Origin of the sequence: Streptomyces sp. NBC_01264, from assembly GCF_026340675.1 — a bacterium.
Classification (GTDB): Bacteria; Actinomycetota; Actinomycetes; order Streptomycetales; family Streptomycetaceae; genus Streptomyces.
The window spans coordinates 1,527,728-1,542,348 of record NZ_JAPEOX010000002.1 but is presented as its reverse complement, the minus strand read 5'-3'; the positions used below and the strand labels follow the sequence as shown (position 1 = coordinate 1,542,348).

6 protein-coding genes and 1 pseudogene are annotated in these 14,621 nt (G+C 72.3%); 3 read left to right on the top strand and 4 right to left on the bottom strand.

Features of this window, described 5'->3' with window-relative positions:
• Window positions 1–816 precede the first annotated feature (816 nt).
• Window positions 817–3,522, top strand: a complete 2,706-nt coding sequence (locus OG435_RS39965) for a hypothetical protein (protein WP_266884852.1) — start codon at window positions 817–819, stop codon at window positions 3,520–3,522.
• Between the two features lie 233 nt (window positions 3,523–3,755).
• Here the strand turns inward: OG435_RS39965 and OG435_RS39960 are convergent, their stop codons facing one another.
• Both OG435_RS39960 and OG435_RS39955 read right to left on the bottom strand, forming a co-directional pair.
• Window positions 3,756–4,340, bottom strand: a complete 585-nt coding sequence (locus tag OG435_RS39960; RefSeq protein ID WP_266884851.1) for a TetR/AcrR family transcriptional regulator — start codon at window positions 4,338–4,340, stop codon at window positions 3,756–3,758.
• Window positions 4,341–4,351: 11 nt separating this feature from the next.
• Window positions 4,352–7,507: an NACHT domain-containing protein gene (locus OG435_RS39955; RefSeq protein WP_266884850.1), complete on the bottom strand. Its 3,156-nt coding sequence runs from the start codon at window positions 7,505–7,507 to the stop codon at window positions 4,352–4,354.
• A gap of 207 nt (window positions 7,508–7,714) precedes the next feature.
• Between OG435_RS39955 and OG435_RS39950 the strand changes: the two genes are divergently transcribed.
• On the top strand, window positions 7,715–9,289 hold the full coding sequence (locus OG435_RS39950; RefSeq protein WP_266886507.1) for a serine/threonine-protein kinase: 1,575 nt from the start codon (window positions 7,715–7,717) through the stop codon (window positions 9,287–9,289).
• 411 nt (window positions 9,290–9,700) lie between these two features.
• On the opposite strand, the pseudogene OG435_RS50835 reads toward OG435_RS39950, so the two are convergent.
• Window positions 9,701–10,420: pseudogene (locus OG435_RS50835) on the bottom strand (IclR family transcriptional regulator domain-containing protein); the annotation flags it as partial.
• 833 nt (window positions 10,421–11,253) lie between these two features.
• On the bottom strand, window positions 11,254–11,781 hold the full coding sequence (locus tag OG435_RS39940) for a sigma-70 family RNA polymerase sigma factor (protein ID WP_266884848.1): 528 nt from the start codon (window positions 11,779–11,781) through the stop codon (window positions 11,254–11,256).
• Between the two features lie 313 nt (window positions 11,782–12,094).
• Here OG435_RS39940 and OG435_RS39935 point away from each other — a divergent pair, with 313 nt between their 5' ends.
• Complete coding sequence (locus OG435_RS39935; RefSeq protein ID WP_266884847.1) at window positions 12,095–14,431, top strand: hypothetical protein; 2,337 nt, start codon at window positions 12,095–12,097, stop codon at window positions 14,429–14,431.
• The last annotated feature ends 190 nt before the right edge of the window (window positions 14,432–14,621 follow it).

The window sequence follows — 14,621 nt, the reverse complement described above, 5'->3', positions numbered from 1 at the left end:
TAGGGCCGGGGAGATCCTCGCCCCGCTCCACTCCTTGGGCGGGTACCGCCTTCGGCGGATCAAGGCTCGCCCGGCTCCGGTGGCCCACGCGGTCGGCACCCTGATCTGGCAGGGGAGCACCCCGTCCAGGGCGCCGGCGCAGCAGGTCTCGTCGACCACCGGCACCCGCATGCGCCGGGGCCGGCTCCTTCGCCGCCGTCGGCCGGGCACCGACCGATCGCCCATCCTGGTGCTCGCAATACCAGGCGAAACAAGGTCTGGCTACTTTTCCTTGGCGTCTGTAGAAAAGTCTTGCGATGCGCATCGCACGCACGACAGGCAAAGAGGGCACACATGGGTCACGGAAAGTTCTGGACTTCGAGGTGGATATCAGGGGTCGGAGTGGTAATCGTTGCTGCGCTGCTCATGTTCGTGGGGGCGTTTCAGGCCGCCAGCGCTGAAACCAAACAAAATACAGGTGTTTCGGATGCCCCGCCCGGTTTCAAAAACGGAAACTTCGGTATGCCAGGGCATGTGCTCGGCAAACCCCTTCGCTGGGAAGCGACGCCGGAAAATTGGCATCTCTTTAGTTATCGAAGAGAAGATTGGTTTTTCCCCACGATGTCTAAAGAAGATGGGCCACCCGGTAGCGGAACTCAAAACGTCGTCCTGGCTAGAGACTCCTCCATTTGGCAGGGATTCCCTATGAAGCCGAGGGGCACGCTCCGATACAGCTTCGATGTGAAAACCTTGTGGGGCAAGGGAAGGCTTTTGTATGGTGTCAATGATATTCCTAGCCCTGAATTTCCTGCCCATGATGGATTGCCTAACCGTAGCGTGGAGGTCGACGCATCATGGAAACATGTCACGGGTGAAAGCTCCGGAGACACGGATAAGGTGACTGCCGTTTTCAAATCAGAATACGACGGTATCGCGCTGACAAACGTGAAAATTGAGTACGCACCTGTTATCGCCGTAAAGGCAAAGCAGTCTACCGTGCCGTTGGAGGTCGACGGTATTGCCGAGGTGGCAGTCGATGTTGCCGACGAAGGCGGAGCGCCGGGTGCTGGAGCTGCTCTTGGTGCAGTCCTTCCGCCCGGAATTGCATATGTCGACGGGTCCGCAAAAGTGGACGACCACAAGGGTGGCGGGGTGCACAAGGTTGACGGGGTAACCGTGGATGGCCGCAGGCTCACCATCCCGATCGGCAGTGGCCAGGAGGGAGGGCTGGAGCAGGGCGACAAGCGAACGGTCACCTATCAGGTCAAGGTTGATCCCAGCCACTTGGGCAAGGGGAAGTCATTTTCGCAGAAAATCGAAGTCAGGCTCGATGGTAGATGGAGAGAGAACCTGGATTCGGTCACCTTTGAAGTCGCGCATGCGGATGTCGGCTTCGAAGCAGGTGGTTTTACGAAGCAGGCGGAGTATCAGCGCGGCGAAAAGGCTGATGTTGCCTTCGTGATGAAGAACCACGGCCCGGATGCGGCGCAGAATGTGAAGCTCTCTGTAGAGAAGCCGGTAGGGATTAAGGATTTCAAAGCGCCGGAGGGCGATCGTTGCGTAGTCGATGGCAATGTCACCGAATGTCCTATAGGTGCGCTGGCGAAGGACGCCTCGAAGAAGATCACCTTTTCGGGCACTGTGGATAATGTCGGTTCCCTCGAGGCTGTCGGGAAGGTCTCATCGAGTACTTACAATCCGGCGGGCGGCGACGGCACCGTACGGTACGCGGGCAACTCTGTCAATGAGATAGATCTGGGTGTGCGGACCAAGATCCTGGACGGTGAATCCGGAGATGAGCTGCCGGTGGGCAGTGCGGTGAAGCCGGGGCAAAAGCTACGGCTGGTCGTCGATGCCAGCAATGCCGGCCCTTCGCCCACCGCGCAGTTCAAGGTGCGTGTCCACCTTCCTGAGGGCATTGAACCGGGTGAGCCGTCGTCTCCCGGTTACGACAAGGCCACCGGGGAGTGGACGATCGGTCAGATGCAGGCCAACGGGCAGGCGTCCTTGACGTTGCCGGTGACGGTGCCGGCCGACGGAACGCGACTGGCTTTCAAGGCGGACATCGACCCGGATTCGTACAAAGACCTGACAGAGACCAATTTGGCGAACAACATGTCCCAGACGTCTGTGGAGGTGGCGCGGAAGGCCGATTTGAAGGTGGCTGTGTCGGCGGCGCCGTCCGCTGGTGGTGCCTCGGAGGAGTACACGCCGGGTGAGTCGGTCACGTACACGATCGGTGTGAAGAACGATGGGCCCTCCACGGCTCCGGGTGTGAAGGTCGCGCATGTCATGCCCACGGGCATGAGGGCGGAAGACCCGTCCGGTCCGAACGGGACGTACTACAAGGACGGGGTGTGGACCATCCCGAGCGTCGCGGCCGGTGAGACCGTCGAGTTGACGGTGAAGGGGATCGTCCCCGCTGATCAGGAGAAGACCGTTCATCGGGTGTGTGTCGTGGGGACCGCGTCTGGTTTCCCCGGTGAGTACAAGCCCTGTGACGAGAGCAATGACATGGCCGGCCATGTGGCGGTCAGCGAGCTGCATGTGGTGCAGCGTGCTGCCTCGCTGGTGACGGTCGTTCCGGAGGGGGGCACGAACGCGCGTCCGCTGCCGGGGCAGAAGGTGTCGTGGACGGTGAAGTCGGCGAATCCTGGTGTGTCGCAGGCGAAGGGGCTGGAGATCGAGGTTCCGGTTCCTGCCGGGGTGACCGGGGCGGAGTCCGTGCTGGAGGGCGGGGGCTCGTACGAGGACGGTCTGTGGAAGCCGGCCGATGTGCCGGTTGGTGGCGCGGCGGTGTTGAAGCTGACCGGTACGGTGCTGCCTGACCACGACCAGCTGGATTACCGGGCGACGGTGAAGAAGTCGACGACGCCGCTGGACGAGTCCAAGAGCATCAAGACGGCCGAGAGCACGGTTGCCGTGCAGCAGGTGGCGGGTCTGGATGTCGCGATCACGCCGGTCGACGGCAAGGACTCGGTCAAGGTGGGTGAGCAGGCCAGGGTGAAGGTCACGGTCGCCAACAAGGAAGGTCCGTCCACGGCCCGCGGGACCGTGGCCGAGCTGGGCATCCCGCCGGTGGAGGGCCTGACCCATGACGGTGGCTCCGACTTCGGCAACGAGGGGACCTGGAAGGTGGGTGATCTGAAGCCAGGCCAGGAGAAGTCGCTGACACTGACCTTCATTCCGAAGGAGGCGAAGGATTTCACCTTCGACGTGCTGTCGGTCCATTCGGATGCGGCCAACCCGCAGGAATGCCAGGACATCTGCGCCAGCACCCAGGTGAAGGTCACCGCCGACGCGCCAAATGACAACCCGGACAAGCCCAACGACCCCGACAAGCCCAACGGCCCGGACGCGCCTGGCGATCAGACCCCGCCGCCGGGTGACGGTCAGACCCCGCCCGCCGATGACGGCGGGAAATCCCTCGTCGACCAGGTCCTGGCCAGCACTGGTAGCAACGCCATGTGGTGGGGCGCCGGCGCCCTGGGCGCGGCCGGGATCGGAGCGGCCCTGCTGATCGCAGCCCGCCGCCGCCGCTGACTCCGGACAGCCCGCCGCACGGCCCCGGAAGGAACCCCCGCCCGCACCACGGGCGGGCGTCACCTCCGGGGCCGTGCGGTTCCGGAACAGCCGGGCGGGGGTCCGTCCGGCGAACGGTGGCCTTGGAGCTGTTCTGCGTGATCGCCTGCGGCCAGACCGCTCCGATCACGTGGGGCAGCCCCTTCGAACCGTCACGGATGGGGGCCCCTCACGTCCCTTACGAGGCCTGCGGCTCAGGTCGTGCGGGCGAGGCGGTCCAGCTCGGCAGCGATGGAGGACACCATCAGCTCACGGGCGTGCGCCAGGGGCAGGCTGCCGCTGAGCCAGCGCGAGCTCAGCCCCTCCACGAGGGCGGTCAGCCGCTCGGCGGCGCCGGAGAGGGCGGCGGAGGGGGCCGTGGGGCGGACCTGCCCGAGAAGGTCGCCGACCTCCTGGATCCATACCCGGGTGGCGCCGGCGAGGTCTTCCCGCAGGTCGGGGTCGAACACCGCACTGGCCCGCAGCTCTCCCCAGGCCGTGCTGTTCTCGCGTACCGCGGGGTCGTCCTGGAACTCCAGCAGGAGCGTCTGCTCCAGCTCGCCCAGGGCGTCGAGCGGCGGATCGGCGGGGTCGCGCTCCGTGGTGTAGCGGCCGGCGCGGTCGTTGATGAACTCCAGGGTGGCGCGGAGGATCCCCGCGCGGTCCTTGAAGTGGTAGTAGATCAAGGCCGTGGACACGCCCGCCTCGGCGGCGAGCTCCTCCACGCGCAGGCCGCGGACGCCGCGCCGGGCGATGACCCGCGCGGCGCCTTCCATGATTGCCGTTCGACGATCAGCCACGGTCCGACACCTTACCGGGCGGGTCGTGTCGACCGCCCGGCCAGGGTGATCGGTTGTCTGAGCAGAAGGCCGCTGCGAACGGTGATCCGGGAGGGCAGTCCGTCGAGACCGTCCATCTGGGTCGAGTACATGCTGATGCGGATGCTCTCCAGGGCCTGTGCACCCCCCAGGGGGGAGACGTCGATGGTGCCCTTCAGGCCGGACGTGCCCCAGAGCCCGCAGTCGGTGAGGCGGGGGAAAGCGTGCGGCAGCGCGTCGATGATCTTCTGCGCGGTGAGTGCGTCGTCAACGCCGTTCACGTTGAGACGTACGACGTCCGGCAGGACCGTGCCGGGCGGCAGCGCGTCGAAGGAGGCCGCGTCGAGGGTGAGGTCGGAGAGCGCCGGTAGGCCGGCCGCCTCCTGCCAGCCCTCGGCCGTCGCGGGACCGGAGAACGCGAGGGATTCGAGCAGGGTGAAGCGGCCGAGCCCGCTGAGTTCCGGCCCGCAGGATTCATCAGGGCCACTCGACAGGAGGAGGCGTCGCAGGGGGGCGCTCGGATGGAGGTCGGTCAGCGTCCAGCTCCGGAGATCCGTGCCGACGCCCGGATCGCACCTGTGAGCGGAGAACGATTCGAGCCGCGGCTGGCCGGCCAGGAACGACAGGTCCGGCAGCGTGCGCTCGGTGAGCCTCAACCTCGTCAGTGCGTGCCGGGAGAGGTACGAGGCGAGCACCTCCGCCGAGGGCCCGCTCCTGACGTCCAAGGACTCCACCGGCACGCCCAGCCGTTCCAAGAGGTGCAGCTGTTCATCGGAAGTGACCGTGTAGTCCAGTCCCTTCGGGTTCAGCAGCGCGATGATCTCGTCCGCGTACCGGGCGGCGTCGAAGCGGGGCCAGGACCACACGAGCTGACTGCGGATCGCGAGAGGGGAGTCCCAGGTGGCGGCGTACCGTGCCAGGAAGGGCAGCGCGGCGTCGGACGCGACGTGGGAGGCCGCGATGACCACGTCGCGCCCGGCCGCTCGATCGACGGTGTCCGGGCCGGGCAGCAGCTCCAGGATCAGGGGGCCCACCTCCGCCAGCGCGCGGGCCTCGTCCCCGCCAATGGGCGGGATCAAGCTGGCGGTGCGCTCCTCCACTGCCTCGCGGACCGCCGGTTCCAGCGTCGTCGCGTGCTCCAGGCAGGCGGCGGCGAGGAGGTAGACGCGGAAGCGGACGCGCTGGTCCTCGGTGCCGTCGCCACGGCTCAACATGCCCTCGAAGAGGGTCACCCGCTCGCGGGGCCGGGCCAGGGCTACCGCCATGCGGATGACGTCCTCCCACTGGTCGTCGGCCGCGTGCGCGGCCAGCAGGCCGAAGTCTCCCTCCTCCACCGCCGCCCGCGCGCCCAGGAAGTCCTGGAAGGTGCGGTGGACGAAGTGCACCGTTCCGGGTGCCGGCTCGCGGAGCAGGCCGCTGCGCTGGAGGAAGTGCTCGAAGACGGCCGGGGCGTCACCCAGGGCGGCTGCCTCCGGGACGGCTGGGAGGGCCCGGCCGATGATGTCCTCGGCTTGGGAGCGGTCCATCTCCGTACGGCCGTTCTTGATCAGCCAGTAGGCCAGGCGCTGGAGCAGTTCGAGCTGCGGCTCCTCGCGGAGGTCGGGGACGTCCATGTCCCGCTCGCGGTCGCGGCGGCTGATCAGCATCGAGAGGGCCGCCTCGTACAAGTCCTTGCGGCCGTACGGGAGATAGCCGCGCCGGTCGCGATGGAGCGCGCAGATCAGTCCGCACATCAGGGGGTTGGTGGCCAGCCTCCCGAGGTCGGCCTTCGCGCGGACCGCGGTGAGGAGCTGCGCCTCGTACGCGTCGAGTTCGGCCCCCTCACCGGACTCGCCCAGGGCCGCCGCGTGCCAGCGCTTGATGAAGGTGGCCGTCTCTGCGACGCCCATGGAGGACAGCGCCAGTTCACCGAAACCCTCTTCCGTGAGCCAGTCCTGACCCACGGCCGACGGGCGTGAGGTGACCAGCCAGCGGTTGTCGCCGTCGTACGTGTCGATGAGGTCCCGCAGCCAGCGGCGGGTCCGCTCCCGTTCCGGCTCCGGGACCTCGTCGATGCCGTCCACGAGGACGAGTCCCCGCCCGGCGGTGAGCACTCGGTGTTCCCATCCGGCGGGTTGAGAGCCGGCGAGGGGGCAGCCGGTCGCGGCGAGGAAGTCCTTGGGGGCGGGGAGGCGTTCGCCGTGGCGGGTGAGGGTGCGCAGGGGGAGTACGAAGGGGATCCGGCCGCGGAGGTACGCCGGCCGGTCCGGGCGGTCCTGCTGTGCGGCGGTGACCGCCAGCCACTGGACGAGCGTGGTCTTGCCCGAGCCGGCCTCGCCCCGCAGGAGGACCCGGGGCGTGCGGGCCAGTGCCTGATCGGCGGGCTGGGGCTCCAGGGTCCGCTGCATAGCGAGGAAGTCGTCCGTGGACTCGTAGGCGTCCCAGGAGATCTCCGTGCGTCCCAGCGGGGCCGCCTCCAGGCTGAGGTACGCCACGTCCAGCGGCCAGCGCGTCGGTGAATTGCTCAGGTCGATGCCGTAGATGGTGAGCTTGGAGTGCTTCCTCGCCACGTAGGGCAGGTATGTGGCCTCGAACGCGACGTCCGCCGCGTCGGGGAGCGGGGTGCGTCGGATCAACTCGTCCGTTTTGGCGGTCAGCTCAGTGACCGCCCGGGTCTGCCCGACCAGCGCGTGCGCCGTGAAGGTCTTGCGCTGGGTGAAGAACTCCAGGATGTGCAGGGAGGCGACGCCGAGCAGGGCCTCGTAGAAGTGCGTGGCGTCGGCGGAGAGGTGGCGCTCCGGGCGGTCGGCCGCGCGGCGCAGTTCACCGGCGAAGGCCTCCGGGCCGAGGCGGACCGCGTCGACGTCCGTGATCGTGAGGTCGCCCAGGGCGTGCAGGGTCCTGGCGAGGGCGTCGGTGACGGCCTCGTGCTCGTCCTGCGGGATCCGGCGTTCGCCCGTGCTCAGGGCCTGCGCGACGAGGGTCGCGGCCAGGGTGCGTACGTCGGACTCGGTGAGGGTGCGCTTCTCGCCCTTGAAGGAGACGTACCCGGAGAGCCGGACCGGCTTGTCGACCAGACCCGCCCCGGGGGCGTCGGCGACGAAGAACTTCCTGACGAGCGGGCCGATCACGGCCGTCGCCAACTTGAGCCCGATGGCTGTGGGTTCCACGTGTGCCCCCCGTAGAGCTGTGCAGGTGCCGCCCGACGCGATTCTAGAGTGCGCCGTGCTCGGGCCGCCGGGAGAGCGGGCTACGGCATCATGGCTCCGGGACCGGGTGAGGCGTGAGGGGGGAACGCGGTGGCACAGGACGAGGTGCGCGGAAGTGTCCTGGTGGCCGGGCGGTACCGCCTGGAGGACCGGCTGGGCCGGGGCGGGATGGGGACCGTCTGGCGGGCCACCGACGAACTGCTCGGGCGTCCCGTCGCCGTCAAGGAACTGCACGCGGGCGAGGGCGACGGGGACGGTGTGGCCGCGGGGGCGTTGCGCGAGGCGCGGGCCGTGGCGCACGTGCGGCACCCTCATGTCGTCGTGGTCCATGACGTCGTCGAACACCGCGGGCGGCCCTGCATCGTCATGGAACTGGTCGACGGCGGGTCCCTCGCCGACCTGATCTCCGCCGGGAAGACCCTGACACCGGTCGAGACGGCCAGGACCGCCCTCGCCCTGCTCGGCGCCCTGACCGCGGCGCACGGCCGGGGAGTGCTCCACCGGGACGTGAAGCCGGCCAACGTCCTCATGGAGGCGGGGACCGGCCGGGTGGTGCTCACCGACTTCGGCATCGCCCGGTTCTCCGGGGCGACCACCATCAGCCAGACGGGCGCTTTCGTCGGCTCGCCCGAGTACACCGCTCCCGAGCGGATGCGGGGAGGCGAGGCCGGGCCGGCCGCGGACCTGTGGTCGCTCGGCACGCTCATGTGCACGGCGCTGACCGGGGAGTCCCCCTTCCGGCGCGATTCGCTGGGCGGTGTCCTGCACGCCGTCGTCACCGCGGAGATCCGCCCGCCCGCCCAGGCGGGGCCGCTGCTGCCGGTCATCCGGGGCCTGCTGGAACGGGACCCGGAGCGCAGGATGCCGGCGGCCGAGGCGGACCGGCTGCTGTCGGCCTACCTGGCCGGCGGAAGCCCGGCCGCCGAGCCGATGACCGTGCCGGCCGACCGCAGGCCCGTAGCCGTACCCGTACCCGTCGCCGGGCCGTCCGATTCGCCGAGCGGCGACGCCCCCGCCGCCGGACCCGCGCCGACGCCGGAGTCCGAGGGGCTGACGGCCCCGGCCGTCGCTCCGCGCCCGACGGCCAGGCAGCGCGTCGCCATCCGGACGGGCCTGCGCATCGGGCTGATCGCGGCCGCCGCCGTCCTGGTGGCGGCCGGCGTGGTGGTGGGCGCCGACCCGCTGAACCTGCTGTCCGGAGCGAACGAAGGGAGGCAGGGGTCGCGGAGCGCGCCGGCGGCCCCCGGCGGCGCGGCGAGCCCCTCCCCGACCCCGAGCGGGCCGCCCTCCGGGTACCGGACCTTCGCCGATCCGCAGGGCTTCGCCATCGCCGTGCCCGCGGGGTACCAGCGGGCCACCGACGACCAACGGGTCTTCTACGTCTCCCCGGACGGGGCCTTCCGCATCGGGATCCGGGTGAAGATGCCGGTGGCCGGCGGGCCGCTCGGCGTGATGCGGCAGGCGCACGCGAACGGCCCGGACACCAACGCCGGTTATCGCGGCGGCTCGGTCGCGCCGACGACCCGCCACGGACTCCCCGCGGCGCTCTGGGAGTTCAGCTGGAACGGCTTCGACGCGGCCGAGGGGGCCCGGCACACCTACGACCTCTGCTGGGACCAGAACGGCCGGATGTACGACATCTGGGTCTCCGCCCCCGTGGGTGAACTCGCCGAATCCAAGCGGCACTTCGACACGGCCGTGGCCACCTTCGTCCCCGGCGCGCCCGGCTCCGTCACTCCCTGACCCCGCTCTTCCCTCCCCTTCCCAAGGTCCCGGTCAGGTGCGCAGCACCACCAGCCCGTCCTGTCCGCCCGCCGTCCGCAGGCTGCCCGGGACCAGCGGGGTGAAGGTGCGCGGGAGCGCCAGGCCCGGGGCTCCGTCGGCCTCGGGAGCGTCGAAGAGGTACGCCGCCTCCGACGCGGTGTCGCTGACCAGGTGCGGCCCGTCGGCCCCGCCCGTGGCCCGCGTCAGCGGGGTCCGGAACACCCTGCGCAGCTGGCGCAGGGTCTCCGCCGTGACCGGTACCGGCATCGGCCGGGGTTCCGGCTCCGCCCGGAGTTCCGGCCCGGCCGCGTCGGCGGCGCCCGCCGTCCCCGCCGTCCCCGGGGCCTCCTCCGGGGAGTCCGCGTCGCCGTCCGGCGGGATCGCCCCTGCGAGCAGCAGTGCCAGGAGCACCGGAACCGCCTTGAGCCGGAGCGCCTCGGTGGCCCGGCCCAGCCGGTGCGCGTGCCCCCCGGGCAGCGACAGCGCGAGGCTGCCCGCCGCGTCGCCGAGCGCGAGGGGCACCGCCGCGCACACCACACCGGGGGCGTACTCGCGCAGGTCGAAGACGGGGGACCCCGGTGCCACCGCATCGAGCGCGCTGAACAGGGCCCGGCTGTCGGTGATGGTCCGCTCGGTGAGCCGGGCTGGCCGGTGCCGGGCCACGTGGTCGGCGCGGCCGTCGTGGTCGAGCTGGCTCAGCAGGCACTTGCCCACCGCGCTGGCGTGCGCCGCGTCCCGGAAGTCCACCCACTCCCGAACCGGCGGGGCGCCGGGCCCGTCCGCCATCTGGGTGATCCGGACCTCCCCCTCCGCGTACCGGCTCAGGTACACGGCCGCGCCCGCGCTGTCCCGCGCCAGGGCCAGCGTGCGCTGCAACTGGCCCGCCAGGCCCCGGCCGCCCGGGGCCGCGAGCCGGTCGAGGGCCGGCCCCGGGGCGTAGACCCCGACGCCGGGGCGGTACGCGTACTCCTCCTCGCAGAGCATCGACAGCAGCGGCCCGAGCTCCGCCTCGGCCAGGCCGGCCTCCCGCGCGAGCCGCCCGGCCCGTACGCCGAGCGGCCGCCGCTGGAGGACCCGTACGACGGCCAGCGCGCGCCGCGCGGCCTCCAGGGCTTCGCCCCCGCCGGGCTGGACGACGGTCCCGCGGGCCGCCGCCGTCAGCGCGGGGTGGCGCAGCGGGCCCGCCCCCAGCCGGGGCGGCCGGGGCGGCCGCGGGGCGGCGGCCGGCGGCCGGAACGCGTCCAGTGCCCGGGACACCCCCGGCCTGGGCAGCGGCACCGGGCCCAGGTCGGGGTCCTCGAACTGGTCGACGTAGCGCAGGACGGCCGCCTGCGCGCACAGCCGTACCTCGCGGAGCTCCCGCCGTCCGCCCGGCCGGAAACGGCGCCGGCCCAGTTCCCGGGCCCAGACCCGGGCGTCGTGGTGCTCGCCGCGCCGCGAGTGGTCGAGGAAGAGGCAGTACGCGGCGTGCGAGGTCCGGCTGCGCCCGGACCCGGCGGCGAACTGCCACCAGAACCGGGCCCCTTCGCGCAGTCCGGCCAGGTGCAGCAGACAGCCGAAGACCACCGCTCCGGGCAGGTCGAGGTGGCCGCCGCTCTCGAAGGCGTCGAGCCGCTCCGGGGCCCCCGTGGCGCACACGGAGGCCAGGCAGGCGGCCTTGAGGTCGCGTCCGGCCCGCTCGGAGTCCAGGGGCAGATCGCGCAGGGGGTCGCTCCAGCCCAGCGTACGGCGCCGGGCGTGGGTTCCGCCCCGCCGGGGAGCCGGAGCGGGGACGGGCCTCGATGCCCCGGAGGTGGCGTCCGTGCCCCGCAGCAGCCGGGCCTCCGCCGCGCCGAGGTCGTAGTGCGGATAGCGGTCGCGCACGCTCGCCCGGGCCAGGAACTGCTCCAGGGAACGCGGGAGTCCGCCGTCCTCGCGGCGGGTTCCGCGGCTCGTGTTGCGGTTCATGACTCGGCCGCGGTGTCGAGCAGGCGGGCGAGCCGTCGCTGGGCCTGGCCGAGCTGCGAGCGGACCGTGGCCTCGTCCACACCCATGATCGCGGCGGCTTCGCCGGGGGTGCACTGGAGTCCGTACCTCAACAGCACGGCGTCGCGCTGCCGTTCGGCGAGCCGGGAGACGGCGGAGTAGAAGCGGATCGTGTCGGTGAGCACCTCGTACTGGTCGGCTTTCGCGTGGGCCTCCTTGAGCGCCGCCTCGAAGGCACTGGTGTCCATCGGCTCCGGCCCGGGGCTGCGGCGGAACTGCCGGTCGATCAGCCGCTGTTTGAGGACGGTCCACGCGTAGGCGTCGAGCCGGTCCATGTGCAGCATCCGCAGCCATTCGCCCATGATCGAGTCGAAGGCGGCGTCGACCGCTTCCTCGGCCGCCGCGTCCGATCCCAGTTGCAGGTACGCGAACCGCATGTAGGCCGGGCGCCGGTCGGCGTGGAAGGCCCAGTACGACAGGCGCGCCGTCGCATTCCACTGGCTCATGGGCGCCGGCCGCCGTCGCCGGCTCGGCAGACCCACGGCCCCGCCACCGGACTCCTCCGGAAGACCGCTGCCATCGCTCACCGCTCCACCCCATCCCGTGTGCGGGGCAAGGAAATCAGCGCGGGCGCACTCGGAGGGCGCAGAGACGAAAGCTGGAAGAATTACGTTCGGTGATGATCGCGCGTTGATCGAAGTCGATCGCACGCGCGCTCAACCAGCGCAAACGCATATGCCGTTCTCCCGTGCGCCCGTTTCGTTCCCCGCCGGAGAGCACGGCGTGTGACCATCCCAAGATTCACTCGTTTGTCGGAGCGTGGGTACAACACAGCGATTCGGCTCCACCGCCGTGGAGCAGGCCGAGGCCGTTCTCGTCGAGCACTACCCCCAACTGGTACGGCTCGCCTACGTGACGCTCCCGGTCGCCTTGGGCCGCCATACCCGGGTACTCCTCGCGCACAAGGCGGTCCAGAGGGCGCTTCCGCGCGGCGGGCGCGGCAGCACCCAGGCCCCGGCCGGTCCCGACGGGCCGGGCGGCCCCCTGACCGAGGTGCGCCTACGGGTCCTGCGCGCGAGCCTCGCTCCGTCCGGCCGGACCCGCCTCGCCGCGGCCGGGCTCGGCTGGCCGCCGGTGCCGCCCTTCGTCTGGGGGCTGCGGCTGTGGCCCCCGGCGGGCGGGATCGACGAGCCGGCCCGGGTGCTGGGCGCGGCGCCCGGGCCGGTCCGGGCCGCGTTCGTCCTGCACGGCATGGACGGCCTGCCCGAGGAAGCGGTGGCCCGGCTGCTCGGCGCGGCCGGGGTGGCCGACCCAGCGGACGCCGTGCGGGAGGCGCTGGCCGCCTGGGGGGAGTGGGCGGGGGGTGCCCCGGGCCCCCTGGGGGCGGCCCCCGGGGCACCGGGCGGCGCCACCACCGCGGTGCCGGGCACGGGGCCGTGGGCGGGAGCGGGGCCGTCGGCGGGAGCGGGGCCGTCGGCGACGGGACCGCACGCGGTGCGCGACGGTGCTCCCCGGGCGGGCCGCGGAACGTGGGCCGGATCGGGGGCCGGGGCGTCGGCCGGCGCCGGGCCCGGCCACGGTTTCGGCCCCGGCCCTGCTTTCGGCCCTGGCTCCGGTGCCGGAGCCGGTGCGGGGGAGTCCGGTGGGGAAACGCTCCTGCGGGGGCCGGGCGGCGTCGCGGTCGATGCCGCCGTCGTCAGTGCCCGCCCCACGGACCTGCTGCGCCGACGGCGCCGCACCCGGGCCGGCTGGACCGCCGCGGTCGCCCTGGCCCTGGCCCTGGCGGCCGGGATCCTCGCGGCCGACGGGACGCCGCCCCGCCCCGAGGCCTCGCCGCTCGCCGGGCCGGCCGTCTCCGGGGCACTGGACCCCGCCCGGCTGGTCCGCGTTCCCGCGGAGGCCTGGGCGGACACCGCCCGCGTCGACTTCACCGCCTGGCCCGCGCGCGGCGCCCGTACCGCGGACCGGGGCCTGCTCGCCCGCGCCCTGGGCGCCTGGGCCACCCGGCCCCGGGAGGTGGCGGTGACGGCCGCGCCGGGGACGGCCACCGATGCCCCGCTGCGCGCACCGCAGCTCCTGTACGCGGGGGACCTCGCTGGGCGGGCGGTGGTGGTGCTGCTCGACGGGGACCGGGTGGTTCGGTACGGCGAGCCCGCCGACGGCCCCGGTGGCGCCGACGGCCCCGCCGGGCCGCGCGGCCGGGAGCTCGCCTTCGCCCGTACCGACGAGGCGAACGTGACCACCGCCGCCGCGCTGACCCTGTTCCGTTCCCCCGGAAACGGAACAGGGAGCGGAAGTGCAAACGGGAGCGGCAGCACGGACGGAGGCCGGGCCAGGTACCTGCTCGCGCCCTGGATCGCCCGGGCCGGCACCCGTGACCTGCTCCGGACCGGGGAGGGGACCAAGCCGCTGGCCGTCTCCGCCGACGGGGTCACCGAGGAGACCGCGGTACCCCGTACGGACGGCGCCGGCGAGGGCGGCACCGGCGGAGCCTGCGCGGCATGGCCCGTACTGGAGCTGACCTCCTCCGCCCGGATCGTGGAGAAGCACGCCTTCGTCCTCGCGGACCTCGGCGCGCTGACCCCCGTACACCTGACCTACACGCCGCTGCCCGACGGTCCGGGCGCGGTGGCGGCGCGCCAGCCGCGCGAGGCCACCGGCCCGGCCGCGCGGGCGGCGTGGGCGCCGGTCGCCTGCCGGCTGCGCGAGTACGGCGCCGGCGGGGTACGGGCCGTCAACATCTGGGACTTCGCCGACTCCGAACTCCCCGACGGCGCGGGCCGGGCCGTGTGGACCTGCACCCGTGCCTCCGGCTGGGCCGGCCCGGGTGACGTCCTGGTCCAGCTGCGCCTGCCGGCCGGAGCTCCGCAGGACGTGGCGCGGTCCCGCGGGACGGCCGCGTGCGGACGGTTCGGGCAGCACCTGCTCGCGGGCACCCGGTGGAGGTCGCCGGCCGGCCGCTGGTACCTGCTGGCGGCCGGCAGCCGCGAGGTCGCGGGCATCACGGCGGCCGGCGCCGTCCGGGCGGAGGCCACCGGCCGGACCCTGACCGCCCCCGTCGCCGGTCCGCAGGGCCCTGCGGCCACGCTGACGGGCAAGCTCGCGAGCGGCGCCCGGATCACCGCGATCGACGGCGCCCGGGGCGGACGCGACTGACCCCGCCGCCGGGCCGCCCTGCGGACCGGCGACGGGGCGGCCGCGGGCGGTGTCCCACCGGGGCGGACGGCGGTTCGGCGGCTGCCCGGCCCGCTGTACCATGGCCGCAGCGCGAGGGCCGTGACGGAGAGGTCACAGTCCTCGCTTTTGCGTTGCACCCGTCAGTTCTGCGGTTCCGCAGTGCTGTGCT